This is a genomic window from Bifidobacterium sp. SKU, from assembly GCF_026016405.1.
In the GTDB taxonomy this organism is placed as follows: domain Bacteria; phylum Actinomycetota; class Actinomycetes; order Actinomycetales; family Bifidobacteriaceae; genus Bifidobacterium; species Bifidobacterium bifidum.
Genome location: NZ_CP092890.1, coordinates 1,298,733 through 1,322,753 on the forward strand (window position 1 = coordinate 1,298,733; position 24,021 = coordinate 1,322,753).

The 24,021-nt window shown below is 64.1% G+C and carries 23 protein-coding genes and 1 tRNA gene; 4 read left to right on the plus strand and 20 right to left on the minus strand.

From position 1 onward, the window contains the following. The 5 genes from MMB49_RS05565 to MMB49_RS05585 form a co-directional block, all read right to left on the minus strand. Nucleotides 1–71, minus strand: a tRNA-Gln gene (locus MMB49_RS05565). 61 nt (nucleotides 72–132) lie between these two features. After that, nucleotides 133–1,155, minus strand: coding sequence for a ribose-phosphate diphosphokinase (locus tag MMB49_RS05570; RefSeq protein WP_013390004.1), 1,023 nt, complete (start codon nucleotides 1,153–1,155; stop codon nucleotides 133–135). A 134-nt stretch (nucleotides 1,156–1,289) separates the two neighbouring features. Continuing rightward, complete coding sequence (nadD, locus tag MMB49_RS05575; RefSeq protein ID WP_225840986.1) at nucleotides 1,290–1,952, minus strand: nicotinate-nucleotide adenylyltransferase; 663 nt, start codon at nucleotides 1,950–1,952, stop codon at nucleotides 1,290–1,292. 92 nt (nucleotides 1,953–2,044) lie between these two features. Continuing rightward, a complete protein-coding gene (locus tag MMB49_RS05580) occupies nucleotides 2,045–2,596 on the minus strand; it encodes a hypothetical protein (RefSeq protein WP_047272318.1) in 552 nt (183 codons plus the stop codon). Further along, nucleotides 2,593–3,891 carry a glutamate-5-semialdehyde dehydrogenase gene (locus MMB49_RS05585; RefSeq protein WP_047272320.1) on the minus strand — a complete coding sequence of 433 codons (1,299 nt, stop codon included), beginning with the start codon at nucleotides 3,889–3,891 and terminating at the stop codon, nucleotides 2,593–2,595. The genes MMB49_RS05580 and MMB49_RS05585 overlap by 4 nt, the downstream gene beginning before the upstream one ends. A gap of 195 nt (nucleotides 3,892–4,086) precedes the next feature. Here MMB49_RS05585 and thrC point away from each other — a divergent pair, with 195 nt between their 5' ends. Then, nucleotides 4,087–5,574, plus strand: coding sequence for a threonine synthase (gene thrC / locus MMB49_RS05590; protein WP_003821592.1), 1,488 nt, complete (start codon nucleotides 4,087–4,089; stop codon nucleotides 5,572–5,574). Between the two features lie 33 nt (nucleotides 5,575–5,607). On the opposite strand, the gene MMB49_RS05595 is transcribed toward thrC, so the two are convergent. The 7 genes from MMB49_RS05595 to MMB49_RS05625 all read right to left on the minus strand — a co-directional run bounded on the left by MMB49_RS05595 (nucleotide 5,608) and on the right by MMB49_RS05625 (nucleotide 12,057). Further along, complete coding sequence (locus tag MMB49_RS05595) at nucleotides 5,608–6,318, minus strand: ABC-2 transporter permease (RefSeq protein WP_022174071.1); 711 nt, start codon at nucleotides 6,316–6,318, stop codon at nucleotides 5,608–5,610. A gap of 1 nt (nucleotide 6,319) precedes the next feature. Next, nucleotides 6,320–7,060, minus strand: a complete 741-nt coding sequence (locus tag MMB49_RS05600) for an ABC-2 transporter permease (RefSeq protein WP_047272323.1) — start codon at nucleotides 7,058–7,060, stop codon at nucleotides 6,320–6,322. Beyond that, complete coding sequence (locus tag MMB49_RS05605) at nucleotides 7,044–8,003, minus strand: ABC transporter ATP-binding protein (RefSeq protein ID WP_047272325.1); 960 nt, start codon at nucleotides 8,001–8,003, stop codon at nucleotides 7,044–7,046. Before MMB49_RS05605 ends, MMB49_RS05600 begins: the two co-directional genes overlap by 17 nt. 95 nt (nucleotides 8,004–8,098) lie before the next feature. After that, complete coding sequence (locus MMB49_RS05610) at nucleotides 8,099–8,473, minus strand: GntR family transcriptional regulator (RefSeq protein ID WP_003813473.1); 375 nt, start codon at nucleotides 8,471–8,473, stop codon at nucleotides 8,099–8,101. A 120-nt stretch (nucleotides 8,474–8,593) separates the two neighbouring features. Further along, nucleotides 8,594–9,253: an HAD family hydrolase gene (locus tag MMB49_RS05615; RefSeq protein ID WP_013363566.1), complete on the minus strand. Its 660-nt coding sequence runs from the start codon at nucleotides 9,251–9,253 to the stop codon at nucleotides 8,594–8,596. Nucleotides 9,254–9,311: 58 nt separating this feature from the next. Then, complete coding sequence (gene recN, locus MMB49_RS05620; protein ID WP_021648511.1) at nucleotides 9,312–11,078, minus strand: DNA repair protein RecN; 1,767 nt, start codon at nucleotides 11,076–11,078, stop codon at nucleotides 9,312–9,314. Then, a complete protein-coding gene (locus tag MMB49_RS05625; protein ID WP_003813479.1) occupies nucleotides 11,071–12,057 on the minus strand; it encodes an NAD kinase in 987 nt (328 codons plus the stop codon). The genes recN and MMB49_RS05625 overlap by 8 nt, the downstream gene beginning before the upstream one ends. A gap of 248 nt (nucleotides 12,058–12,305) precedes the next feature. Between MMB49_RS05625 and MMB49_RS05630 the strand changes: the two genes are divergently transcribed. The 3 genes from MMB49_RS05630 to MMB49_RS05640 all read left to right on the plus strand — a co-directional run bounded on the left by MMB49_RS05630 (nucleotide 12,306) and on the right by MMB49_RS05640 (nucleotide 15,425). Then, complete coding sequence (locus MMB49_RS05630) at nucleotides 12,306–13,769, plus strand: TrkH family potassium uptake protein (RefSeq protein WP_047272328.1); 1,464 nt, start codon at nucleotides 12,306–12,308, stop codon at nucleotides 13,767–13,769. Nucleotides 13,770–13,949: 180 nt separating this feature from the next. After that, complete coding sequence (locus MMB49_RS05635; RefSeq protein ID WP_003818088.1) at nucleotides 13,950–14,603, plus strand: potassium channel family protein; 654 nt, start codon at nucleotides 13,950–13,952, stop codon at nucleotides 14,601–14,603. 147 nt (nucleotides 14,604–14,750) lie between these two features. Beyond that, nucleotides 14,751–15,425: a hypothetical protein gene (locus MMB49_RS05640; protein ID WP_047272330.1), complete on the plus strand. Its 675-nt coding sequence runs from the start codon at nucleotides 14,751–14,753 to the stop codon at nucleotides 15,423–15,425. Nucleotides 15,426–15,460: 35 nt separating this feature from the next. Here the strand turns inward: MMB49_RS05640 and MMB49_RS05645 are convergent, their stop codons facing one another. The 8 genes from MMB49_RS05645 to argH all read right to left on the minus strand — a co-directional run bounded on the left by MMB49_RS05645 (nucleotide 15,461) and on the right by argH (nucleotide 23,909). Next, nucleotides 15,461–16,219 (minus strand): TlyA family RNA methyltransferase, encoded by a 759-nt coding sequence (locus tag MMB49_RS05645; protein ID WP_047272332.1) that lies wholly within the window; start codon nucleotides 16,217–16,219, stop codon nucleotides 15,461–15,463. 48 nt (nucleotides 16,220–16,267) lie between these two features. After that, a complete protein-coding gene (locus tag MMB49_RS05650) occupies nucleotides 16,268–16,396 on the minus strand; it encodes a hypothetical protein (RefSeq protein ID WP_003813489.1) in 129 nt (42 codons plus the stop codon). A gap of 80 nt (nucleotides 16,397–16,476) precedes the next feature. After that, nucleotides 16,477–17,511, minus strand: a complete 1,035-nt coding sequence (locus tag MMB49_RS05655) for an HAD-IIA family hydrolase (protein ID WP_080829331.1) — start codon at nucleotides 17,509–17,511, stop codon at nucleotides 16,477–16,479. Between the two features lie 5 nt (nucleotides 17,512–17,516). Next, nucleotides 17,517–19,328 (minus strand): tetratricopeptide repeat protein, encoded by a 1,812-nt coding sequence (locus MMB49_RS05660; RefSeq protein ID WP_047272334.1) that lies wholly within the window; start codon nucleotides 19,326–19,328, stop codon nucleotides 17,517–17,519. A 134-nt stretch (nucleotides 19,329–19,462) separates the two neighbouring features. Continuing rightward, nucleotides 19,463–20,785: a tyrosine--tRNA ligase gene (gene tyrS, locus MMB49_RS05665; RefSeq protein ID WP_003818368.1), complete on the minus strand. Its 1,323-nt coding sequence runs from the start codon at nucleotides 20,783–20,785 to the stop codon at nucleotides 19,463–19,465. A 136-nt stretch (nucleotides 20,786–20,921) separates the two neighbouring features. After that, the gene (locus tag MMB49_RS05670; RefSeq protein ID WP_047272335.1) at nucleotides 20,922–21,701 is read right to left on the minus strand and encodes a putative ABC transporter permease; all 780 of its coding nucleotides are present in this window, start codon (nucleotides 21,699–21,701) and stop codon (nucleotides 20,922–20,924) included. Next, entirely contained in the window at nucleotides 21,701–22,288 is a 588-nt protein-coding gene (locus MMB49_RS05675) for an HD domain-containing protein (protein WP_047272337.1), read from the minus strand. Before MMB49_RS05675 ends, MMB49_RS05670 begins: the two co-directional genes overlap by 1 nt. A 133-nt stretch (nucleotides 22,289–22,421) precedes the next feature. Beyond that, nucleotides 22,422–23,909 (minus strand): argininosuccinate lyase, encoded by a 1,488-nt coding sequence (argH, locus tag MMB49_RS05680; RefSeq protein ID WP_013363574.1) that lies wholly within the window; start codon nucleotides 23,907–23,909, stop codon nucleotides 22,422–22,424. Nucleotides 23,910–24,021 lie beyond the last annotated feature (112 nt).

Sequence of the window (24,021 nt, forward strand, 5' to 3'; positions counted from 1 at the left end):
TTCCCCCACCTGGACTCGAACCAAGACAAAGGGTTCCAAAGACCCGTGTGCTGCCATTACACCATGGGGGAATGGCGGTGAACCCGCCAAGTTTTTATTATGCCATACCTCGCGACTTCGTCAAATCGAAGCTCATGCGAACAGGAAGCCCTGCCCGTGGTGCTCGGGGTACGTGTCGAAGAGCTCCGCGACGGAACCGTCCTCGAACACCGCGCGGATGGCGCTGGCGAGCAGAGGCGCGATCGACAGCACGGTCAGGCCGTCCCAGCGCTTCTCTTCGGGAATCGGCACCGTGTCGGTGAGCACGATCTCGCTGGCGCCGCAGTTCTTGAGACGGTCCACGGCCGGACCGGACAGCACGCCGTGCGTAGCGACCACGGTCACGGACTTGGCGCCCGCGTCACGCAGCACGTGGCAGGCTCCGGCGATGGTGCCGGCGGTGTCGATCAGGTCGTCGACGAGCACGCAGTCCTTGCCCTTGACATCGCCGACCACACGGTTGGCGACCGCCTTGTTCGGGCGCGTGATGTCACGCGTCTTGTGCACGAAGGCGAGCGGGCCGCCGCCGAGGCGTTGCGCCCACTGCTCGGCCACGCGGATGCGGCCGGCATCCGGGGAGACGACCGCGACGTTGCCCAGCTCGTTGGAGAACCGATCGCGGATGTAGTCCACCAGCACCGGCATAGCGATCAGGTGGTCGACCGGGCCGTCGAAGAAGCCCTGGGACTGCGCGGCGTGCAGGTCGACGCTCATAATGCGGTCGGCACCGGCGGTCTTGAGCAGGTCGAAGATCAGACGGCAGGAGATGGGCTCGCGTCCGCGATGCTTCTTGTCCTGACGGGAGTAGCCCAGCAGCGGGCATACCGCGGTGATGGAACGCGCGGAGGCACGCTTCAACGCATCGATCATGATGAGCTGTTCCATTATCGACTTGTTGACCAGATCCGCGTGGGTCTGCAGCACGAACACGTCCGCGCCGCGCACCGATTCGGTGTAGCGCACGTACATCTCGCCGTTGGCGAAATCGTATGCGGTGGTCTCCAGTATGTCGATGCCAAGCTGTTCGGCGACGTCCGAGGCAAGCTTCGGATGCGTACGGCCGGTCACGAGGATGAGGTTTTTATCGGGCTTTCCTTCGAGGATTGCACTCACCATGTCTCCAAACGTTTGTGTTTCGCTGAAGTGGACAATGTCATAGTAACCGTGCACACCGACCGCATGTCACATGCAGGCCAGCCCCGGTTCATGTTCCGTTAGCGTTCCCGGCACGACTCGCCGGCGTGTCCCGGTCAGCCGGAACGCCTGCGGTACAGGCCGTGCTTGCCGATGTACTGCACGACGCCGTCAGGGACGAGGTACCATACCGGCTCGCCGTGCGTCGCGCGCCGGCGCACATCGGTGGAGGATATGGCCAGCGCCGGGATCTCCAGCGTGTCCACCTTGCCGTCGGGCAGCCGCACCCCCTGTGGCGACGAGTAGCCGGGCCGTGTGACCGCTACGAAATGCGCCAGATCCCACATCTGGTCGGCGTCCTTCCACTCCATGATCTCCGCCACCGCGTCGGCGCCAGTGATGAAGAACAGCTCGGCGTCGGGATGCTGCAAGCGCAGGTCGCGCAGCGTATCGATGGTGTAGGTGACGCCCGGCCGGTCGATGTCGACGCGGGACACGGTGAATTTCGGGTTCGACGCGGTGGCGATCACCGTCATCAGATAACGGTCCTCGGCGTTGGTGACCTGCTTGTCGAGCTTGAAGACCGGCCGGCCGGTCGGCACGAAAATCACCTCGTCGAGGTCATACACCCAGGCCACCTCCGAGGCGGCGACCAGGTGGCCGTTGTGGATCGGGTCGAAGGTTCCGCCCATGATGCCGACGCGCGGGCGCATGTGCCAGTTGCCGCGCGTGGAGAACCGCTTGGCTCCGTCCGGTTTTTCGGATGACAGGTCCGACATGCGGCGCTCCGGCTCGACGAGATATTGGATTTCGGGCGAGGGGTCGGCTTCTGCGGCCAATGGGCTTGCCTCCTGCGGCGGCCTTCGCGTCGTCATGCCTCCGAGACCTCCGGCTGGCTGTCCGCCTCGTCCGTCTCGCGCTCGCCCTGGTCCGCGGTGGTGTTGGCCTCCTGCGGGTCGATCTTGCCCATGTCCTCGTCCCATTCGTCCTGCACGACGCGGCGGATCTCGGCGAACGTGGGCAGGGGGAAGCCGGGCTGGTACAGCCTGCGCACTTCGGCGACGCGCTCGGTGATACGGATCAGCGTGTCGGTCATGCCGTCGACGTCGCCCTTGCGTTCCATGGCGCTGAAGCGGCGGATGTACTGCTCCATCATGCCCATCTGTTCGCGCACCGTCTTCAGCTTCACCGCGTCCAGTTCCACGACGTCCGGGGAGTCGGTCTCCGGCCAGCCGATGAGCACGGCGTCGGCGTATTCCAGCGATGCCCGCTGGCTGGCCGAGGCGATGCCATCCTCGATCTGCACCAGGAACACGTAGCGGACGATGCTGAGCCGTTCCGCGGCAATCTTCAGGCCCAATGTCTGATCGTTGAGATCGATATCGTCCCGGATGGTGGAAATCACCGGTCGTTCCTCGCTCATGCTCGCACCTGCCCCGTTCCGTAGCCGATCCACTTCGTGGTGGTCATCTCTTTGAGTCCCATCGGGCCGCGGGCGTGCATCTTCTGCGTGGAGATGCCGAGCTCCGCGCCGAAGCCGAACACCCCTCCGTCGGTGAAACGGGTGGAGGCGTTGACCATGACGACGGCCGAGTCGATGCGCTTGGCGAACGTTTCTATCGCGGAGTAGTCCTCGGAGATGATCGACTCGGTGTGGCCGGTGGAATGCATGTTGATGCTATCGATGGCCTCGTCGAGCGAATCGACGACCTTGACCCCCATGGTGAGCGCCAGATATTCGGTGTCCCAATCCTGGTCCGTGGCGTGCTTCATGGCGAGGCTTGGGATGCCGGCCGCCTCGATGATGGCGAACGCCCGCTCGTCGGCGTGCAGCTCGACACCCTTGTCGGCGAGCGCCTTCGCCGCGGCCGGCAGGAACCGTTCGGCCACGTCGCGGTGGACCAGCAGCTTTTCGGCGGCGTTGCATACGCCGACGCGCTGCGTCTTCGCGTTGATGATGATGGGGATCGCCTTGTCGAGGTCGCCGCTGCGGTCGACATAGATATGGACGTTGCCGGCTCCGGTCTCGATGACCGGCACTTTGGAATTGCGTACGACGGCCTGGATGAGTCCGGCTCCGCCGCGCGGGATCAGCACGTCGATGTGGCCGCGTGCCTCCATCATCGCCGTGGCGCCCTCGCGTCCGTATTCGTCGACGGTGTCGATCAGCGCCGGGTCGAATCCGTTCGCGGCGAGCGCGTCGTGGATCACCGCCATTGTCGCCGCGTTCGTGCGCTCTGCGTCGTGCCCTCCGCGCAGTATGGCGGCGTTGCCGGATTTGAGGCACAGGCTGGCCACATCCACGGTCACGTTCGGCCGGGCTTCGTAGATCATGCCGATAACGCCGATGGGCACGTGCACCTGATTGAGCCGCAGCCCGTTCTCCAGCGTGTATCCGCGCTCGATCTCGCCGACCGGATCGGGCAGCGAGGCCACGTGGCGAACGCCTTCGGCGCCGGCGGCGATGCGCGGCTCGTCGAACCGGAGACGGTCGAGCTTTCCGGCGTCCATGCCGCAAGCGGCTGCGGCCTGCATGTCCTGCCCGTTGGCGGCGGCGATGGTCGAGGCGTCGGCGTCCAGCGCATCGGCGATCGCGTGCAGCAGGGCGTTTTTCATCTGGGTGTCGGCCTGCGCCAGATCAGATTGGGCGCGTGCGGCGGCGTCGGCTTTCGCGCAGACGCCGGAGAACACCTCGCCGTTCAATTCATCTTTCGTCATAAAGCCCAGAATAACGCAGATTGCGAGCTTTGCGGGGCATTCGTGTCATCATGTCAATATGGGGGCACGTGTCCTGCGGCCGCGACGCACGCCGGGGTCCATGCCAGTATGCGGTACCCGCCGCCGCCATGCCCACGCCTGACGGTAGACTTGAGCCGAACTTCATCCCATTCAGCAGCAACGCAAGGATTACCAGTGACCACGTTCCACAGCACGCGCAGCACCACCGACTCACTTACCTCCAAGCAGGCCATCCGCAAGGGCATCGCCGACGACGGCGGCCTGTTCGTGACCGATTCCCTGGGCGAGACGAAGGTGGACATCGCTTCCCTGACAGGCAAGCCGTATCAGCAGATCGCCGCCGAGGTGCTCGGTGCGCTGCTGCCGGACTTCACCGAGGCCGAGCTCGCGCAGTGCATCGCCGACGCTTACGGCGAGCAGTGGTCCGACAGGCGCATCACGCCCCTGAAGCCGCTCGGCGACGACTACATCCTCGAACTGTTCAACGGCCCGACCTCCGCGTTCAAGGACGTTGCGCTGCAGATCCTCCCCCGTTTCATGGCGCACACGACGCCGGCGGACGGCGACACCGACGAGAAGATCATGATCCTGACCGCCACCTCCGGCGACACCGGCAAGGCCGCGCTGGCCGGATTCGCAGACGCGCCCGGCACCGCGATCACCGTCTTCTACCCGCAGGGCAAGGTGAGCCAGGTTCAGGAGCTGCAGATGAGCACGCAGGCCGGCGCGAACGTGAACGTGTGCGCGGTCGAGGGCAACTTCGACGACGCGCAGTCCGCCGTCAAGCGCATCTTCGGCGACAAGGAGCTCGCCGCGAAGCTCGCCGCCGACTCGCACGTCGTGCTCTCCTCCGCGAACTCCATCAACGTGGGCCGTCTCGTACCGCAGGTCGTCTACTACTTCTCCGCTTACGCGCAGCTGCTGGAGAACCAAGTCATCAACGTGGGCGACGAGGTCGAGTTCGTCGTTCCGACCGGCAACTTCGGCGACATCCTCGCCGGCTACTACGCGAAGATGCTCGGTCTGCCGGTCAAGCACCTCGTGGTCGCCTCCGATAAGAACAACGTGCTGTTCGACTTCCTGACCACCGGCACGTACAACCGTCAGCGTCCGTTCTTCCAGACGATCAGCCCGTCGATGGATATCCTCATCTCCTCGAACCTGGAGCGCATGCTGTACTACATGTCCGAGGGCGACACCCGTCTGATCTCCATGCTGATGAATGACCTCAGCCAGTGGGGCACGTACGAGGTTCCGGAGCCGCTGCTCGCGAAGATCCGCCAGCTGTTCGGCTGCGGCTGGGCCGACGAGAACCAGGTGCGTGAGATGATCGCCGACTGCTGGAAGAAGAACCGCTACGTGATCGACCCGCACACGGCGTGCGCGTACTTCGTGGCTCAGCAAATGCCGCGCGACCCGTTGACCCCGCGCGTGATCCTGTCGACTGCGAGCCCCTACAAGTTCCCGCGCGTGGTCAACGAGGCACTGGGCCTGGATGCCGACGGCACCGATTTCGAATGCATGGATGTGCTGTCTCGCGAGACCGGCACCACCGCTCCGGCCGCCCTGCGTGGACTTGAGACCGCCGATGTACGTTTCAAGGACGTCGTGCCCATCGACGGCATGGAGGATTACGTCGAAAAGGCCGCCCAAGCGCTGTAACAGCTCAGCCCGCCGGCAGGGGCATAAAGGGGCTTACAGCTCTTTGGCGCGGTAGAAGCGGATGGCCAGAGCGGCGGAGATGCAGTAGACGCCCACGCACAGCACGACGGCAATCAGAGCGGCACGCCACCATACGCTCATGAAATCCGCGACGCCTTGCAGCAAGCCCTGCCAATCAAACGGCAATCTGGACAGCAACGCGACGAGTGCATACAGCCCGACTATGACCACAACGAATATCCGCATCATCGCCCGGAACGTGAACCGGTACGAAAACGCCATCAGAATCGATCCGACGATCAGGGAGAACGCGATGATGACGGCGCTCGGTATCATGGCACCGGCCCAGCCGGAATCCATCATGTCGCCGAAGGCGAAGAAGACGCTGCATGCCATCACGTCCACGGTCCACATCGCGCAGGTCACCAGCAGAAACAGGAACCGTCCGGCCACCTGCGACGTACGGGCGATGGGAATCATCCCGTTCATGGCCCGATGACCGCCGCTCTCCTCCGCAACATTCACGCTCAAGGCGGACATCCACGACATCACCGCAGCCATGCCGCATACGCCGCCGTAGACGCTGACGGCGACCTGTCCGGGTGCGCCGGTCACGGTCAGCACCAGCGCGGCCACGCAGGACAGCACGGGAAACAGCAACATGAACAGCATGTTGGACAACCCGAACAAATCCACTCGCACGCAATCGAACCTGCACTGCCTCACTACGGAACTCCAGCGCATCTCACCACTCCTTTGCCTTGTACACGCGCACGGCGATCGCATACGAGACCGCATACGCCGCGGCGGAGACCGCGACCAGCATCGCGGACAGCCAGAAACGATGCGAGACGACGGCGTCCACCACGCCCATCACCTTGGCGATCATCGATACGGGGAGGACTGACGGGATGAACGTCCCGATCAACGTGACGACATAGAACACCCCCACCGTGATCTGCAGTCCGATGATGTTGTCCCACAAACAGGAAACGGGCATGATCACCGCAATAATCAGCACGATGGCCAGACCGCCCACGCCGGCCACCCACAGATTGCCCGTGAATGACCAATCACGGCGGACAAGCGGCTGCACCCCATCGATCAATGCAATCACCACGGCCCCGTACACGGCCAGAGCCAGTCCCATCAAGTACCGCGAGGCCATCTGGTTCCGCCGCGATGCGGGCGCCAACCCGCGCAGCCGATACCCGCTCTGCATGTCGATGAGCGGCACGGTCAGCACCATCATGGCGGGCGAGAACACCGCCATGACGACGCCCAACCGGAAACCGAAGCCGTCGACGAACGCCCCGCCGTTGAACATGATCGAAAACACCGGTGCGAGCAGCACCGAGGCGAATGATTGCATGGCGCCGTCGCCCAGCAGATACGCCAGGTCCAGATGCAATGCGGTCGCCAGCCCACGATTTCCCCGCCGTGCCCGTACGGCACGGGATGGCACGGTCTCAGTCAACGTTCCCATGGCCGACCTCCTTGAGTGCAGACGCGGCCTCGGGCGAAGACGCGACGGAATCACGGACGTTGGTCAGGCGGATGATATCGTCGATGGAGGCCGGCTCGACGACGATATCGGCGACGGCTGCGCTGACGGTGCCGAGGCTGTCGGAGCGCACCAGCGCATCGAAACCGGTCTGGTATGTGTGCGAGCCAAGCACCACGCCGGCAGGCAGCTGGGCCAACTCGTCCGGCCCGCCCTTGACTATACGGAACGATTCCTCGAATTCGTCCTTCGGCCCGGTGTAGTAGAGCCTTCCACCAGTGATGTAGGCGATGAAGTCGGCCGCACGTTCGAGGTCGACGGTGATATGGGTGCTGAACAGCACCGAATGCTCGCCGTCCTCGATGTAGGCATGCAGCATGTCCATGAGTTCGTCGCGGGCGAGCACGTCGAGTCCGCTGGTCGGCTCGTCGAGGATGAGCAGTTTGGCGTCATGGCTCAACGCGATGGCGAGCATCAGCTTCATCTGCATGCCCCTCGAAAGGTCCTTGATCTTCTTCTTGCCGTTCTGAGCTCCCCCGAGACCGAAATCGTCCAGGTACCGCCGATACCGATCCCCGTTCCATGCCGGGTAGAGCGGGGCGACGATGCGCTCGACCTTCGAGACCTTCCACTGTTCGTACAGGTAGCTGGAGTCGAACACGACGCCCAGCCGTTCCTTGACGGCCTCCTCGTCAATGATGTTGTCGAGGCCGAGCACCTGGATGCTGCCGTGGTCCCGTCGGATCATGTTGAGGATCAGCTTGATCAGCGTGGATTTTCCGGCGCCGTTCGGGCCGATCAGCCCCATGATGTAGCCCTTGGGCAGGTCGAAGGTCACGTCGTCCAGCGCGAAGCCGGAGTCGTAGTGCTTGGTGACGCCGGTGACCGCAAGGGCCATCGTGTCGGGTTCGGATATGGTGGTCATGGCTATGGTCCTTTTTTGGGAAACTCTCTCGTCCCGTGGCCTCGCGTATCACAGCGACGCCACGGTGTTCGCAGGTTGCCGGCCAATGCCGGCACTCACTGCTTGCGGTACTCGTCTTCGAGCATGCGGCCCAGTTCACTCAGCGCGATGTCGGCGGCTTTGGCCGCGCGTATCGCCTCGGCCAGGTTTTCGCGGACCTGGGTTTCGAGCTGACGTCGCATCAGCTCGTTGCCCTTGTCCATCACGAAGGTGCCTTTGCCCTGGAGGTTCTGCACCACGCCCTCATCGGCCAGTTCGTTGTACGCCCTGGTGACGGTGAGCACGGAGACGCGCAGTTCCTTGGCGAGTTTGCGCAGCGAGGGCAAGGCCTCCCCTGCCTCAAGCTCGCCGCTCATCACGGCGCTGCGAATCTGGTTCTTGATTTGCTCGTAGATGGGTTCTCCGGACACGGATGAGATGATCAGTTTCATCTATGCCCCTTTCCATGTGTCTCCAGTATCACAGCCGGATTACTGTTCTACTGTTACATATAACAGTAGAACACTTATGGACAACTGTCAAGGTCGAGAGCATAACAGTTGCGCGTCGGTTCACAGACTGCGCGGAGCCTCGCTGAAATCAAACAGCACGCCGTCGGCGAGACCGCAGATATCCGGCCAGTCCCCGTCAGAAGAATCATCATGGATCGCCCATACCCGCATGCCGACGGACTTGGCGGACCGCATCGCCACCAGCAGATCCTCGAACACCGTGCACTGCTCCGGCACCACGCCCAGACGGCCGGCGGCCAGAAGGAACACGTCGGGACGGTCCTTGCCGACATTGTTCGCATCGTCGACGCTGACAATCTGGTCGAAATAGTCGAAAATGCCGACGTGCTTCATCGCCGGCTCGCGCAACGCCGGCGGCAGGGACGTGGCGACGGCCAGCTTCGCACCCGACCGCCTGAGATACGACAGGTATTCGACCGCATGCGGCTTGGCCTCCACCACCGTCGAATAGGCGACGCGCGCCATGTCATCCCACTCCTGCATCAGCGCCTCGGGCGTGTCAGGCAGGCCAAATCGGGCGATCGTGTATTCGGCGATCTGCCGGAACTGCATCGCCGCCACCTTGCCCATGTAGTCGGCAGGGACCTCGATGCCCCGTTTGGCGAGGAAATCGATGTCGACCTGATCCCATACGCCCATGGAATCCAGCAACGTTCCGTCAAGATCGAAGATTGCCGCCTTGCCGTGGTTGTCGTCCATGATGTTCCTTCCGCTATTGCCGGTTATCCGGTCCGTATGTGCGCGCTGGCCGTCCCGGCTATGTCAGCGACGATGATGCCAACAGCTCGCGCGCGTGGTCGAGCGACGCCTCGGATTCGCTGCCGGACAGCATCCGGGCGATCTCATGGGCGCGCGCGTCGCCGCATACCTCGGCGACCGTGGTCGTCACCGCGGACTGCCCGCCGTCCGAGGCGCCCTTGGTCACGACGAACTGCGCGTCCGCCCATGAGGCCACCTGAGCCAGGTGCGTGACAACGATGACCTGCGAGGTCCGCGCGAGACGGGCGAGACGCCGCCCCAGCTCCACTGCGGCCTTGCCGCCGACACCGGCGTCGACCTCGTCGAAGATGAACGTCATCGGCCCGCCCTCGCCCGCGGGAGCCGCACTCGAACGCCGATCCGCGGCGGCGAGCTCCAATGCGAGCATCAGGCGGCTCAGCTCACCGCCGGAAGCGCTTTTGCCCATCGGCAGCTGCGGGGATCCAGGGAACGGCGTGAACAGGAATTCGATGTCATCGCGGCCGTTCGCGTCCAGCGGCCATGTCGAGGCCTCGCCGGCGGAATCGGATACGAGTACCGCCTCTTCCCCGCGATCCGTGACGCGGATATCGAGCCGCGCCCCGGCCATGGCCAGCGACGACAGCTCGTCGGTGACGGTGGCGGCCAGCGACTGCGCCGCGGCCCGTCGCGCCTCGCTCAGCGCCCCGGCATCCTGCAGGGCCCGGTCGAATGCGGCTTCGCGCTCGTCCTGCAGCTGGGCGACCTTCTCAGGAGACGCGTCCAGATCCTCGACCTCGAACGTCGCCTTGTCGCGCCATGCAATCACGTCCTGCAGCGTCGGCCCCCAGCGCCGGGTCAGCTCGCCCAGCTCGTGGATGCGCGCGTTGATGGCATCCAGATCCTCGACGCTCTCCTCGCCGTCAAGCTCACGCGACAGCGAGAACACGATATCCGACAGATCCGCGTTCAGGGATTCCAGACGGTCAGCCAATTCGCCGAAATCACCGTCGACACGGATGTCGCGCAATGAGGAGATCGCCTGATTCAGCAGATCAGACGCGCTCGATGAATCGGCGTCGACATCCACCTGGGAGGCGTCAAGCGCCGCAAGCGCCCGGCTGACACCCTGCGCGATATCGGCGGCGTTCTCGATGCGGGCGCGACGGCCTTTGAGCTCCTCGTCCTCGCCGGGCTGGGGGTCGGCGCGGTTGATGCGCTGGATGGATTCGCGCAGATAGTCCGCACGCTGTCTGGCGGACGACTCCTGATGGCGCAGCCGTTCCAGACGGTCATCAAGATCGCGCAGAGCATCCCATGAATGACGGTACCGCGCCAGCAGATCATCATCGCCGGCGACCATGTCAAGGAACTCCCGCTGCCTGGATGCGGCGGCGATGCGCAACTGGTCGGCCTGCCCGTGAATCGTCACCAACTGCGACGCCAGTGATTCCAAGACCGAGCGGGGGGCGCTCTTGCCGTTCAGCACGGCACGGGACCGGCCCGACACCGGCACCGTGCGCGACAAGTACAACTCCCCGTCCTCCAGCACGGCACCGGCATCGCGGGCCTCCTGCGCCACGCCGCCGCGGTCATCCACGGCGAACACGCCTTGCGCCCATGCCTCCGAAGCGCCCGGGGACACGCGCCCGCTGCTGGCCGGTCCGCCGGAAATCAGCCGGATGGCGCTCAACAGCATGGACTTGCCCGCTCCGGTCTCGCCGGTGATCGCGGTCATTCCCCCGGCCGGCGTGAGCAGGGCACGATGAATCGGGCCGAGGTCATGAATTTCCAGTTCCTCAAGCATGGTCGACCCCCTGCTCGCCGGAAGAAGGCACCGCGGCCGTGTCCGCCGCACCCCTTGCACGCGTGCGCTGCGCCGAGGAACCACCGTTCCTCGCGTGCTCGCGCCATCCGACCACCGGCAGATCGAATTTGGTGACCAGACGGTTCGTGAACGGCACACCGGACAGCCGGGCCAGCCGCAACGTGCTCTTCGACTCGCGCACCTCGACGCGGGTCCCCTTCGGCAGGGCGCACTGCCGTCGTCCGTCGCAACAGATCCAGCCTTCGGATGACGAATCGTCGAGAATGTCCAGAGTGAACGTCGAGCCGGCGCCGATGATCAGCGGGCGGGCGAACAGAGCATGCGCCGCCAGCGGCACCAGCTGCAGCGCCTTGACGTTCGGCCACATGATCGGCCCTCCCGCGGAGAACGCGTATGCGGTGGATCCGGTCGGCGTCGACACGATGACGCCGTCACAGCCGAACGAACTCATCTCCACATCGTCCACCCGGACCGACAGCTCGACCATCTTGCCACGGTCGGCGCGCTCCAAGGTGATGTCGTTCAGCGCCCAGTCCTGCAGCGGCTCATGCGCACCCGGCAGCCACACATCTACATGGGCGATCATGCGCTCGTCAATCGAATAGTCATGGTCGGCGACGCGCCGGATCGCCTCGCTCATCTGGAAACTCTCGAATTCGGCCAGAAAACCGACATGACCCATGTTCACGCCGAGAATCGGCACCTGCGTGCAATGCACCAGTTCAGCGGCCCGCAGTATCGTGCCGTCGCCGCCAAGCACCACGACGATCTCGGTGTCCTCGTCGACCTTGTGGGTCACGCCGCCGAACTGCGGCGCCTCGACGTTGTCGATGATCGACACCTCGAACCCGACGTTGCGCAGCCGGTCGACCGCCTCAGACACCACCGTGCCGCTTTCACGCAGACGCGAATGCGTCACCACCACTGCATGCCGAGCGCAGACCATCGCACACCTCATCATCATCCGAAACGACCACGTACTGTCATCCACAATATCCCATAAGGCGCCACGAACCGTTTATCCGCCGAAAACGAAACGCAAGCGCCGCCGGCGGCGCGTCCATGAAGACCGATCCGGGGCCGGGCGGGCCCGCGCCCGCGATGCGGACGACGGCGGCATCAGCGCCAAAGAATACTAAAATGGCGAGTGCAACCAGTCTGTTGCCGCGCTTGACGCGCGCCGACGCATACGAAGGAGCGGGGACCATGTCAAATCTCGTTTTTGACGAGTCCTCAGCGAACCGCGAGGCATCGCACGGCTACGCGTGGTGGTTCTCCGGCGACACGTTCGAGAAGGCCGCCGCCGAGGAGCGCATCCGCAGGAAACGCAGCTTCATTCACCATCTCACCTCGCATCCCGGCCGTCTGACCATCATCTACTTCCTGCTGCTGGTGGCCCTGTCCACCAGTCTGTTGCTGCTGCCGGTCTCCTCACACGAAGAGGAGCCGACCAGCTTCTCCACCGCGTTCTTCACCGCCGTGTCCGCACTGTCGACATGCGGCATCTCCATCGTGAACGCGACCACGCACTGGACCGCGTTCGGCCAGGTGGTGCTGCTGGTGTCGGTGCAGATGGGCGGCTTGGGCGTCATGACGTTCGCATCGCTGATCGCCCTGGCCGCCAACCATCACATGAAAGCCACGCAGAGGCTGCTCACCGCCAACGAGCTCGGCACCACGAAACTCAACGAGATCCGCGGCGTGCTCACCGTGGTCATCACCACCACGTTCATCATCGAGTCCGTCACGTTCCTCGCCCTGTTCCCCGGCCTGTACGGCATCAACAGGGGCAATGTCCGCCATACCGCCCGGGAGGCGCTGTTCTTCGCGGTCATGTCGTACAACAACGCCGGCTTCACGCCGGACGGCGCCGGCCTGCACGTCAACAACTGGGCGGTCGGCATGCCGATCATGGCCAGCGCGTTCTGCGGCACGCTGGGATTTCCCGTGCTGCTCAACCTCATGCGCTGCGCCCGCCACCGCACTCCCCCACGCCGTTGGAGCCTGCACACCAAGATCACCTTGGTGACGACGTTCTCGCTGGTGCTGCTGTCGCTGGCGTGGTTCCTGCTGGTGGAATGGGACAACCCGTTCCTGTTCAAGGGCGCCGACGTGGAGACGCGGCTGCGTTACGGGGTCGTCGCGGCGGTAATGCCGCGCAGCTCCGGCTTCGACCTGAGCTGGGTGCCGCAGGTGAGCGAGCCGACGAAGGTGTTCATGAGCGTCATCATGTTCATCGGCGGCGGCAGCACCTCCACGGCCGGCGGCATCCGCGTCACGACGTTCGCGGTCATCCTACTGATCTGCCGTGCCGCGTTCACCGGACACACCGACATCAACGCCTTCCGGCGCCGGATTCCGACGCGCGTGGCGATGACCGCGGTGAGCATCACCGCCGCCTGCCTGTTCCTAGTGCTGAGCGCGTCGCTGGCGTTGATGCTCGCCTCGGACTGCTCGCTCACCGATGCCCTGTTCGATGCCTGTTCGTCGTTCGGGCTCGGCGGCTATTCGGTCGGCGTGGCGCGCGAGGACAATCCAGCGGCGTTGTTCATCCTCGCCACGGCGATGGTGGTGGGTCGTCTCGGTCCGATGACGATCGCATACGCGATCAACAGGCCCCATGCCTTAGAATCGATACGATACCCCAACGAGCCCATCGTGGTCGGCTGAGGGCGCCGCCGATACCGTCTGCATCCGACGGATGACGCCGACTCCGCCTTTGTCGGACGGCCAGGGATGGCCATATCATGACGTAGAAGCGGTACTGTTCACCGCCGCCCGGAGAATCGGCGGCGTCCATGACGGCGGCACCGGCGCATCGCCGCGCACGGCGGCGGAAAGGATGATGGCATGGCGCGCAACAACAGGAGCATTCTGGTCGTCGGACTGGGACGATTCGGCAGTTCGGTGGCGACCACGTTGGATTCCATGGGGCAGGACGTGCTCGCCGTCGACAAGGATCCCGAACTGGTCAACAGGTGGTCCGCGCAGGTTCCCACCGTTCAGGCCGACATGACCGACGTGCTCGCCGTCGAGCAGCTCAACGCGTCCGATTTCGACACCGCCGTCGTCGCCATCGGAGACAGCGTCGAGGCGTCGGTGATCACCGCCGGAAACCTGCTGGACGCCGGCATCAGCGACATCTGGGCGAAATCGGTGTCGAAGGAGCACGCGCGCATCCTGCAGCGCATCGGAGCGCGTCACATCATCAACGCCGAAACGGATGCAGGCAAGCGCGTCGGGCATCTGGTGTCCGGCAACTATCTGGATTACATCGAGATCGAGGGCTCGCACACCGTCGTCAAGATCCACACGCCTTCGCACGTGGTCGGCTATTCCATCGCGGACGCGAAGGTCAACGAACGCTACGGCGTCACCGTCGTCGGCATCAAGGCGCCCGGCAGCGAGTTCCAGTACGGTTCCAAGGAACTGGTCATGCACCGCAACGACGAACTCGTCATCATGGGCAAGCAGGACAACATCGACAAGTTCATTCGCGGCTGACCGACGCCAGGCACCCCCTCCATACCCCCGTATGACCACATACTGAACGCAGGCACGTGCCGCAGCGCCATCCAATTGGTACAGTCAAAAAGGTGTTGCGGCACAGTCGTCGCAACGTAACGACATGGCGGCGGCGAGGGTGGCGCAATGGGCAATATCACGATGGTTGACGGGCATGTGCCCGACGGCTCGTATCAAAACGTGACGGCGAACGGCAGCTGCTCCTGCGATGCCGGCATGCGATTCGACGGTTTGCGTGCCCGCGGCTCGTTCGATGCGATGGGGCTCGACGGCGGGAACGTGCATTGCGAGGGGCGTCTGGTCTGCCGCGGCGACATGCATGTCAACAGAATCAGCGGGCATGGCGAACTGCATGTCGGAGGCGACCTGCGTTGCTCCGCTCTGGATTTCACCGGCAAGATCATCGTGCAGGGCGATGTCATGTGCCCTGGCGGCATGACCGTTCGCGGACTGCTGCGCAACCGTTCATGCATCGTCACGAGATACCTGGATATGCAGGGCACGTTGGACGCGGACGAGCTGCGCACCGAACGGCTGCGGATGACTCCCCTGTCAAGCGCCATGTTCGGGCGCAGCGGCATGACGGAATTCACCCGGACGAGCAACGCCGGACGAATCATCGGCGGCGATTTGCGTGTCAGCAGGCTCATCTGCACCCTGATGCAGGGCGTCTTCATACGGTTGACTGACGAATCGCATGTGGAACGCGCCTCGTGCATCACGAAGCTCGCCATGGACAGCACGTCCAGCGTATTGCTGGTATCCGGCGCCGCCAAGCGTGTGTATCTGCGCAATACGTGACACGAACGACGAATCCGCGCGCGATGCGGCGTTTTTCAGTCGGCCTTTGCAGCGATGTCATCCATGCGGGCGAACAGCAGGAACTCCGTGTTCCCGTGGGTGCCCTCGATCGGTGACGGGGCGGTTCCCGCAACCGTCAACCCATGCTGGTTCGCGCAATCGACGACCGTCTCCAGCGCCTGATCGCGCAGATGCCGGTCCTCCACGATACCGCTCTTGCCGAGATTGCCCTTGCCCACTTCGAACTGCGGTTTGACGAGCAGCACCACTGAGGCTCCGGGCGCGGCGATGCGCGCAATGACCGGGATGACGTATGTCAGGGAGATGAAGGACACGTCCGACACGATCATGTCCGGCCGATACGGCAGATTCGCGGCGGTCACGTCGCGGATGTTGACCCCGCTCATCTCGATGATGCGCGGGTCGCGCGCGATACGACTATCGAGCTGACCATGCCCCACATCCAGGGCGATGACCTGAGCGGCTCCCCTGCGCAGCAGCACGTCGCAGAAGCCGCCGGTCGAGGCGCCGATGTCCAGGCAGCGCAGGCCGCGCGGCGAAGGCAGGCCTCGACCGGAGAACTCGTCGAAGGCGCCGATCAGCTTGTACGCGCCGCGAGACACGTAGTCGTCGCCCTTGTCGACGGTGATCGAGGACGCGGTGGCCACGTTCGCGGCCGGTTTGGTGACGGCGACCCCGTCGACCAGCACATGGCCGTCACGGATCAGCCGCTGTGCCTTGGAGCGGCTCGGCACCAATCCCAGACCGACGATGAGCGCGTCAAGACGTTCCATTCCTGCACCTTTCACATCCGGTGGTTTCCCTGCCATCGGCCTTGTCTTTCAGTGGTTCTCGTCGAGCTCGCGCTGCAGTTGGCCGAGCACGTCGCGGAAGACCTCGATGCGCTGGTCGTCGTCTTTGCCGTCAAGGTCGGCGAGCTGTGGGTAACGTTCGGTGATATCGTCCGGCATGACCGCTCCTTATGCCCAGTGTTTCATGTGCCCCTGCACGTCACGGAAAACGCCGCCGGCCTTGCGGCGGGCGGCGATGATCACAGTGAGAATTCCGGCAATGAGACCGAACCGATGTCCCCGCCGTTGTCGGCGTACGTCCATGCAGCGGCGCAGGCCGCGCGCAGGGCGTTGATGTCGGTCGCGTCGCTCACCGTCAGTGAGCCGTCTTCCAGCCGGGCGGTCGCGTCGGCGCACGTCCAGACGTTGCCGTCGCTCGCATCGGTGGATGGCTGGGCCTCCTGCAGTCCGCGCAGGTCGCGGACGATATAGGACGGGCGCAGATGCGCCGGCGCCGTCATCAGCTCATGCGGGTTGGTGACGCCGGTCAGCACCGCGAGGGAATCGTATCCGCCGCGGTTGCCGGCCTCGATGTCCGTATCGAGACGGTCGCCTATCGCCAGGCACGATTCACGACTGACCGGCTCCGTCTCGTTTCCCGCGGCCAGCAGTCGGGCCTCGTCGTACATGGCAGACTCGGGCTTGCCCGCGGATGCGATCGGCTCGGCGCCGGTCGCGTTGATGACCGCCTGGATCATGGAACCGCATCCCGGCGCGATGCCGAGCTCGCGGGGAATGGTCAGGTCGCGGTTGGTGACGAGATACAGCGCGCCCCGCTCCACCGCGTACGAGACCTCCGCCATCTGCTGCCACGTCATGTCCGGATACCATCCCTGGATGACCGCCTCCGGGGTGTCCTCGGCATGGTCTACCACGGTGAGTCCCTGACCGGCCACTTCCTCGCGCAGATGCTCGGCACCCAGCACGAGGATGCGCGCTCCGGCCGGAACGTGCCGGGCCACCATGCGGGCGGCCACCACGGACGAGGTGATGACCTGCCGCGGTTCGACGTCAAGGCCGAAGCCTCGAAGCTGCTCGGCGACGACGCGCTGGAAACGGGAGGAGTTGTTGGTGGTGTATTCCACCTGCATTCCCGCACGCTGCGCCGCCCTGATGGAATCGGCGGCGTGTTCCACCGGGTTCTTGCCCCGGTAGACGACGCCGTCCAGATCGAGCAGCGCCAGCCGGTACGTCTGAGATATGGGACGGTCGGTGGATTTGAGCATGGCGTTCATGCACGTCACTCGTCCTGCGCTTCCGCAGCCGGTTCGGCGGCATCCAAAGCTTCCGCTTCGTCCGTCTGCGCATCGTCGGCTTCGGCGGGTTCCGCGTCCTCGGCTTCATCAGCGGCTTCGCCGGTGTCATCGGCGTTCTGGTCGGCGGGGTCGGTGAAGGATTCGGCGCCTTCTTCGGTCTCCTTGGCCGTCAGCTCCTCCTCGTCGGCCAGCGGGCCGTCAAGGGACGCCTCGTCTTCGGCATCGGAGTTCTGGCCGGCTTCGGCATCGGCTGAGTCATCGGAGTCATCCGATTCGGCATCGTCCGACTCGTCGCCGTATCCGTCTTCGGAGCCGCCGTACATGTCGTCGTAGTCGTCGGGCGCGAACTGGGCGTCGTCCTCGCTGATGCCGAGCATGTCGAGCTCGTCATCGGTGAAGTGCTCCATGTCGTGATCGATAATCACGTCGTCCACGGTCTCGTCCTCATCGGCTTCGGCGTACTGGGTTTCGAGACGGTCGAGCAGGTCGTCCAATGCGGCGGCCTGCTCGGTACGGCCGCACTCGTCGAGGAAGTACTGCTCGGCCTGCACGGCACGCATGCGGTATTCGCCCGGCAGCCCTTTGGAACGTCCGAGCGTGTGGACGATCTCGATGGCCTTGTCCCACATCTTGAGGTCGGCGAGGGCACCGGCATAGACCAGGAACATCTCGGCCTTCGCCTCGCCATGCAACGCCTTGGCATCGTCGGAGCGCACCACTTCGATGGCCTTCTTGGGATCGCCGTTGCCGCGTTCGCAGTCGGCGATGAACGGCAGGTAGTCGAGGAAGCCGTTCATGCGGTACGCGGTGCGGAACTCACGCAGGGCGAGCTTGTAATCGCCCTGACGGTATGCGATGAAGGCAAGCGTCTCACGGGAGAAATCGATGCGCGACGCCTGATGAGCAGCCCACTTGGCGTGGGCGAGGGCCAGTTCGGGATCCTTCTCCTCCAGCGCATAGGCGGCGAGGATGTGCAGGCCGATGTTCTCGGCGTGCTCCTTGGACAGGCCGCGCAGGCGTTCACGCTCTTCCTTGGACAGCATGGACCATTCCATGCCCTTGGGCATCTTCGGCTCGTTCGGACGACGATCCGTATAGGGGTTCTGCGAAGGGTAGCTTACCGTGCCGTCGGAATTGCGACGGGGACCGTTCATATAGTCCTGACGCTTCTGCTCCCGATATTCGCGCTTCTCCTCGTCGGAGAACTCGCGACGCTCGCCGTCGCGGCGGTCATCGCGCTGATAGCGCGGGCGATCGCCATCACGATGGAAGTCACGGCGGTCATCGCGACGGTAACGCGGGTTGTCGCCGCCGCGGCGGTCATCGCGACGGAAACCACCACGATCACCATCCTTGCGGAAACCACCCTTGTGGAAGTCACGGCGCTCCCCATCCTTGTGGAAACCGCCATCCCGGCGGAACCCGCCCTGATCACCATCACGACGCGGACCGCGATGGAAATCACGACGATCACCATCACGACGGTCGTCACGACGGAAACCGCCGCGCTCACCATCACGACGGAACGGACGGTCACCATCACGACGGTCATCGCGACGGAAACCACCACGATCACCATCCTTGCGGAAACCACCCTTGTGGAAGTCACGGCGCTCCCCATCCTTGTGGAAACCGCCCTTGCCGCGGTATCCGCCATGCTCGCCGTCGCGCCGGAATCCGCCGCGGTCGCCGTCCTTGCGGTAACCGCCCGACTTGCGGTAACCGCCGGAACGTCCGGAGCCGTAACCGCGGTTGCCGTATGATTTGCCGCCGGAGCGACCCTGTTCTTCTGCCATACGTGTATGCCTTTCTTAATACAAAGTCTGTTGTTGCGATGCGATGCCACGATGAGCGGGATGGTCTCCATGCCGGCGCAACCACCCCAGCCGGCCCTAGCCGGCAGCTCCCCGCCAGTGGGAGCAGGAATGAATCAGTGCTTCTCGACGACGCCGAGCGCCTTCTTGCCGCGGCGGATGAGCGCGAAACGACCGTGCAGGAAATCGTCCTGGCCCAACGTCTGCTCTTCGTCGGTCACACGGTTGTTGTTCAGATACACGCCACCGGACTTGATGGTCTTGCGGGCCTCGGAAATAGACTTGAACAGGCCTGCCTTCACCCCGGCCTCGGTGATGCGGTCGTCGATGCCGACGGACGCGAACGTCTTGGCACCGGACTCGTCCTCTATCTTGAGTCCGTCGATGGCGGCTTCAAGCGTGTCCTCGTCGATGGAGGCAAGGTCGCCGCCGCGCCCGAACAGGGCTGCGGACGCGTCGATCGCCGCCTGCGTCGCGGCCTCGCCATGCACGAAGCTGGTCACTTCCCATGCGAGGGTGCGCTGGGCTTCGCGTGCGCCGGGATTGGTGCGCGATTCTTCGGCGAGTCGTTCGATCTCGGCCTTTGGCAGGAACGTGAACGCCTTGAGCAGGCCTTCCATCTCGACATCGGGGCGGTTGAACCAGAACTGGTAGAACCGGTACGGGCTGAGCATGGTGGCATCGAGCCACACCGCGTTGCCTTCGGATTTGCCGAATTTCTTTCCGGTGGCGTCGGTGATGATCGGGCTGGTGAACACGTTCACCGTGACGCCGCGCACCTTGCGAATCAGGTCCATGCCGGAGGTCAGGTTGCCCCACTGGTCGGATCCGCCGATTTCCAGCGTGCAGCCGTACTCGTCGAACAGGTGAAGGAAGTCGTTGCCCTGCAGCACCTGGTAGCTGAATTCCGTGAAGGAGATGCCCTCCTCGGAGTTCAGACGACGCGCGACCGTGTCCTTGGCCAGCATGGTGCCGAGTCGGAAGTTCTTGCCGACGTCGCGCAGGAAGTCGATGACGGACATCTGCGCGGTCCAGTCGTAATTGGAGACGAAACGCACCGGATTGTCGCCGTAGGTTTCCAGAATGCCGCCGATCTGCCGCTTGAGCCGTTCGGCCCAGCCGGCGACGACGTCCTTCGGGTTGAGGGTGCGCTCGCCCGACTGGCGGGGGTCGCCAATCAGACCGGTCGCGCCGCCGACCAAGGCGATCGGATGATGCCCGGCGGCCTGAAGGTGACGCATGTTGATCAGCTGCACGAGATTGCCGATATGCAGCGACGCCGCGGTCGGGTCGAAGCCGCAATAATAGGTGACCGGCTCCCCGTTCAACGCTTCGGCGAGTTGTTTCCTGTCGGTGGACTGGGAAATCAACCCGCGCCATTCCAGTTCTTCAAGGACGGAATCGAATCCGGCCTCTTTGAAATCGGTGACGTGAGCCATGGATATTGGTACTCCCTATCAAATTCTGGGCATTGTGCATCTATCAGTCTCGCAGAACATATCGACAGCATGCGCCAGGACGGCTGCCCGCGAAACGTCGGGGAATGCTCCCCGGTTCGTCGCTTGAATCCGGCCGTCAGTGACGGTACAAGCTTTCGAGAATCCGGCGCAGCTGCTCCAGCACATCGTTGTTGCGTTCGGTGCGCAGTTTCGGGAACGAGGCGATCATTCGACGCTGCTGACGGTTGAAGATGGACATCGCCGCGTCCCTGACCCGCATCATGAAGTCGAACGACATCTCCTTGCCGGATTTCCACGATTCGCTCATCTTGCCGGTGACATCGCTGACGGCGACCTTCATGGCGTCTCCGTAATGCGTCATGGCGGCCATGAGATTGTCGAGACTGTTCTCGAAATGCATGATGCCGCACACCGTGACGACGAGGTCGATCAGCGTGAGCACGAACAGCACCCCGCACAGCCAGTGGATGGCGGGCAGCGGCAGCCGGTCGGTGACACCTGCAACCTGCGGCTGGATCACCGACGTGATGAGCACGCCGCCCACGCCGAACACGAACGCCCCCAGCAGGCAGATGCGCCCGTTAAGATTGAATTTGTAGTCGGAGTAGTCCCACCAGCGGGCATGAAACAGCGCCTCCATGACCCAGGATGTGACGTATTCCAGTATGCTGGCACCGACCATCGAAAGCAGGAACACCACCAGGGGATTGTGCACCTGTCCCAGCACCACGACGGCGCCGACCGCGCCCACACCGTAAATCGGGCACAACGGGCCGTTGAGGAATCCGCGGTTGACTGGCCGGCGCTCCAGGATGGACACGAGAATGGACTCGTACACCCATCCGCAGAAGCTGTAGAACAGGAACCACAGGAACAGTTTTTCCACGAACAGCATCAGGCCAGCACCTCCCGGCTCCGTGAGGGCTTGTGCCGCCCGTCGTGCGCGGACGCTGCGGATGCTCCGCTTTCGATTGCGGCGAGGGATTTACCGGACTCCAGTTGCGGCTTGGAGAACCGCTCCAGGGAGAAGGTCTCCCGCGTGGCACTGATCTTGTCGGCCATGGTGACCAGATAGCCTTCGATGTAGCTCGGCGGCTTGAGCGTCATGGGGAACATGTGGCATGCGATGCTGTCACGTTCGATCGCGTTGAGGCGGAAGTCACGCACTGCGTTGCGCAATGCAGCCTGCCCGTGCGTGAACCCGTGCAGCCTATGGGCGCCGTCATCCCAGTCATGCCAGTCATACAGGAAGTAATCGTGCAGCAGAGCCGCGCGGACCAGCGAATGCAGATCGACCTTGTCCCACAGATGCAGGCGGTCGGCCATCCACACGGCGAGGCACGCCACGCGGATAGAATGCGCGAATGTCGTCACCGCTCCATGCTGGTAGCATCCGCGCTCGATATGCTGCATATGATCATGGACGATGATGTCGTGCCCATGCTCGTTGACCAACGACCGAATCTGATTGCGCGTCAGCACACTGTTTCCCTTCGCCCGAATCCGTCTTCCGTATGCCTGTGTCTCTTCCAGTCATGATTCTAGGTCAGACTCCTGTCACGCGGGTTCATCCTTCAGGATGAGCCCGCGCGCGCTGGCGGGGACGTGGAGGCGGTCAGTCGGTGACGGAACGCAGGGACTTCGGGGACTTGTAGGCCGGACCATCGCTCACGGAGTTGGCGAACACGCGCAGCGCGTCGACGGTGGCCTTGGCGCAGGCGATCTGTTCACGTACACGGGCCGGCGACGTGCCGCCCTTGCCGTTGCGGGCGGACACAGAGCCTTCGGTGGACAGCACCTCACGCACCTGCGGGGCCTTGTCGGCGGGCAGGAAGTCACGGAAGATCCCGATGAAATCGTCATCCGTGAGATCCCACAGCTCCTGGCCACGGCCTTCGGCGAGCTTGACGCATGCACCGGAAAGCTCATGCGCGTGACGGAACGGCACACCATTCTTGACGAGCCATTCGGCGATGTCCGTGGCGAGCGCGAATCCGGTCGGCGCTTCGGCCGCAAGACGGTCGTGGTCGAAGCTCATGGTGGCGATCATACCGGTGAAGGCGGGCAGCAGCACCTCCAGCGTATCGACCTGGTCGAAGACCGCCTCCTTGTCTTCCTGCAGGTCGCGGGCGTACGCGGTGGGCAGGCCCTTGAGCGTGGCGAGCAGGCCTGTCAGGTCGCCGATGAGACGGCCGGACTTGCCGCGGGCGAGCTCGGCGATGTCGGGGTTCTTCTTCTGCGGCATGATCGAGGAGCCGGTGGAGTAGGCGTCATCGAGACGCACGAACGCGAATTCCTGGGTGTTCCAGATGATGATCTCCTCGCTCAGACGCGAGATGTCGACGCCGGCCATGGCGGCGACGAACGCGAATTCGGCCACCAGATCGCGCGAGGCGGTGCCGTCGATGGAGTTCTCGGTAACCTTGCCGAAACCGAGTTCTCGGGCGACCGCGACCGGCTCCAGTCCGAGCGTGTTGCCGGCGAGCGCCCCGGAGCCGTACGGGCTGGCGTCGATGCGCTTGTCCCAATCCACGAGTCGCTGCACGTCACGCAGCAGCGGCCACACGTGTGCCATGAGCTGATGCGCGAGCAGCACGGGCTGGGCGTGCTGCATGTGGGTGCGGCCAGGCATGACGGTGCCACCGGCCTTGACCGACTGGTCGATCAGCGCGGATGCGAGGGAAAGCAGCTGACCTGCGATGACGCGGGAGTGGCGGCGCAGCCACATGCGGATCAGGCAGGCGATCTGATCGTTGCGGGAACGGCCGGCGCGCAGTTTGCCGCCGAGCTCGTCGCCTGCGATCTCCAGCAGGCCGCGCTCCAGCGCGGTGGCCTCGTCCTCGTCGTCTTCGATGGGCGCAAACGCACCGGAGTCGACGCGGCGCTGCAGCTCGTCAAGCGAGGCTTCCATGCGGCTGAGCTCATCGGCGGTCAGCAGGCCTGCGCGGCCGAGGGCGCGCGCGTGGGCGCGGGAACCGGCGATGTCGTCATCGGCGAGTCGCCAGTCGAACTGCGTGGATTTCGACAGACGGGCCAGCTCGGGCGACGGTCCGGAAGTGAAGCGGCCGCCCCACAGGGCGAGGTATTCGGTGTTTTCAGCCATGCGATACTCCTTGGAGAATGGGCATATTCGTGCGGTTTCGACTGTCTGCCAGACTATCAGCGTTGTGATACATTCCCGTGGCGGCTCTCCGGTCGAGCGGCCAGATATACAC

Coding starts and splice junctions, on each gene's coding strand:
- MMB49_RS05570 (WP_013390004.1), bottom strand. CDS start 1,155: ATGGTGAGTGCAATCCTCGAAGGAAAGCCCGATAAAAACCTCATCCTC.
- nadD (WP_225840986.1), bottom strand. CDS start 1,952: ATGTCGGACCTGTCATCCGAAAAACCGGACGGAGCCAAGCGGTTCTCC.
- MMB49_RS05580 (WP_047272318.1), bottom strand. CDS start 2,596: ATGAGCGAGGAACGACCGGTGATTTCCACCATCCGGGACGATATCGAT.
- MMB49_RS05585 (WP_047272320.1), bottom strand. CDS start 3,891: ATGACGAAAGATGAATTGAACGGCGAGGTGTTCTCCGGCGTCTGCGCG.
- MMB49_RS05595 (WP_022174071.1), bottom strand. CDS start 6,318: ATGCGCTGGAGTTCCGTAGTGAGGCAGTGCAGGTTCGATTGCGTGCGA.
- MMB49_RS05600 (WP_047272323.1), bottom strand. CDS start 7,060: ATGGGAACGTTGACTGAGACCGTGCCATCCCGTGCCGTACGGGCACGG.
- MMB49_RS05605 (WP_047272325.1), bottom strand. CDS start 8,003: ATGACCACCATATCCGAACCCGACACGATGGCCCTTGCGGTCACCGGC.
- MMB49_RS05610 (WP_003813473.1), bottom strand. CDS start 8,473: ATGAAACTGATCATCTCATCCGTGTCCGGAGAACCCATCTACGAGCAA.
- MMB49_RS05615 (WP_013363566.1), bottom strand. CDS start 9,253: ATGGACGACAACCACGGCAAGGCGGCAATCTTCGATCTTGACGGAACG.
- recN (WP_021648511.1), bottom strand. CDS start 11,078: ATGCTTGAGGAACTGGAAATTCATGACCTCGGCCCGATTCATCGTGCC.
- MMB49_RS05625 (WP_003813479.1), bottom strand. CDS start 12,057: ATGAGGTGTGCGATGGTCTGCGCTCGGCATGCAGTGGTGGTGACGCAT.
- MMB49_RS05630 (WP_047272328.1), top strand. CDS start 12,306: ATGTCAAATCTCGTTTTTGACGAGTCCTCAGCGAACCGCGAGGCATCG.
- MMB49_RS05635 (WP_003818088.1), top strand. CDS start 13,950: ATGGCGCGCAACAACAGGAGCATTCTGGTCGTCGGACTGGGACGATTC.
- MMB49_RS05640 (WP_047272330.1), top strand. CDS start 14,751: ATGGGCAATATCACGATGGTTGACGGGCATGTGCCCGACGGCTCGTAT.
- MMB49_RS05645 (WP_047272332.1), bottom strand. CDS start 16,219: ATGGAACGTCTTGACGCGCTCATCGTCGGTCTGGGATTGGTGCCGAGC.
- MMB49_RS05650 (WP_003813489.1), bottom strand. CDS start 16,396: ATGCCGGACGATATCACCGAACGTTACCCACAGCTCGCCGACCTTGAC.
- MMB49_RS05655 (WP_080829331.1), bottom strand. CDS start 17,511: ATGAACGCCATGCTCAAATCCACCGACCGTCCCATATCTCAGACGTAC.
- MMB49_RS05660 (WP_047272334.1), bottom strand. CDS start 19,328: ATGGCAGAAGAACAGGGTCGCTCCGGCGGCAAATCATACGGCAACCGC.
- tyrS (WP_003818368.1), bottom strand. CDS start 20,785: ATGGCTCACGTCACCGATTTCAAAGAGGCCGGATTCGATTCCGTCCTT.
- MMB49_RS05670 (WP_047272335.1), bottom strand. CDS start 21,701: ATGCTGTTCGTGGAAAAACTGTTCCTGTGGTTCCTGTTCTACAGCTTC.
- argH (WP_013363574.1), bottom strand. CDS start 23,909: ATGGCTGAAAACACCGAATACCTCGCCCTGTGGGGCGGCCGCTTCACT.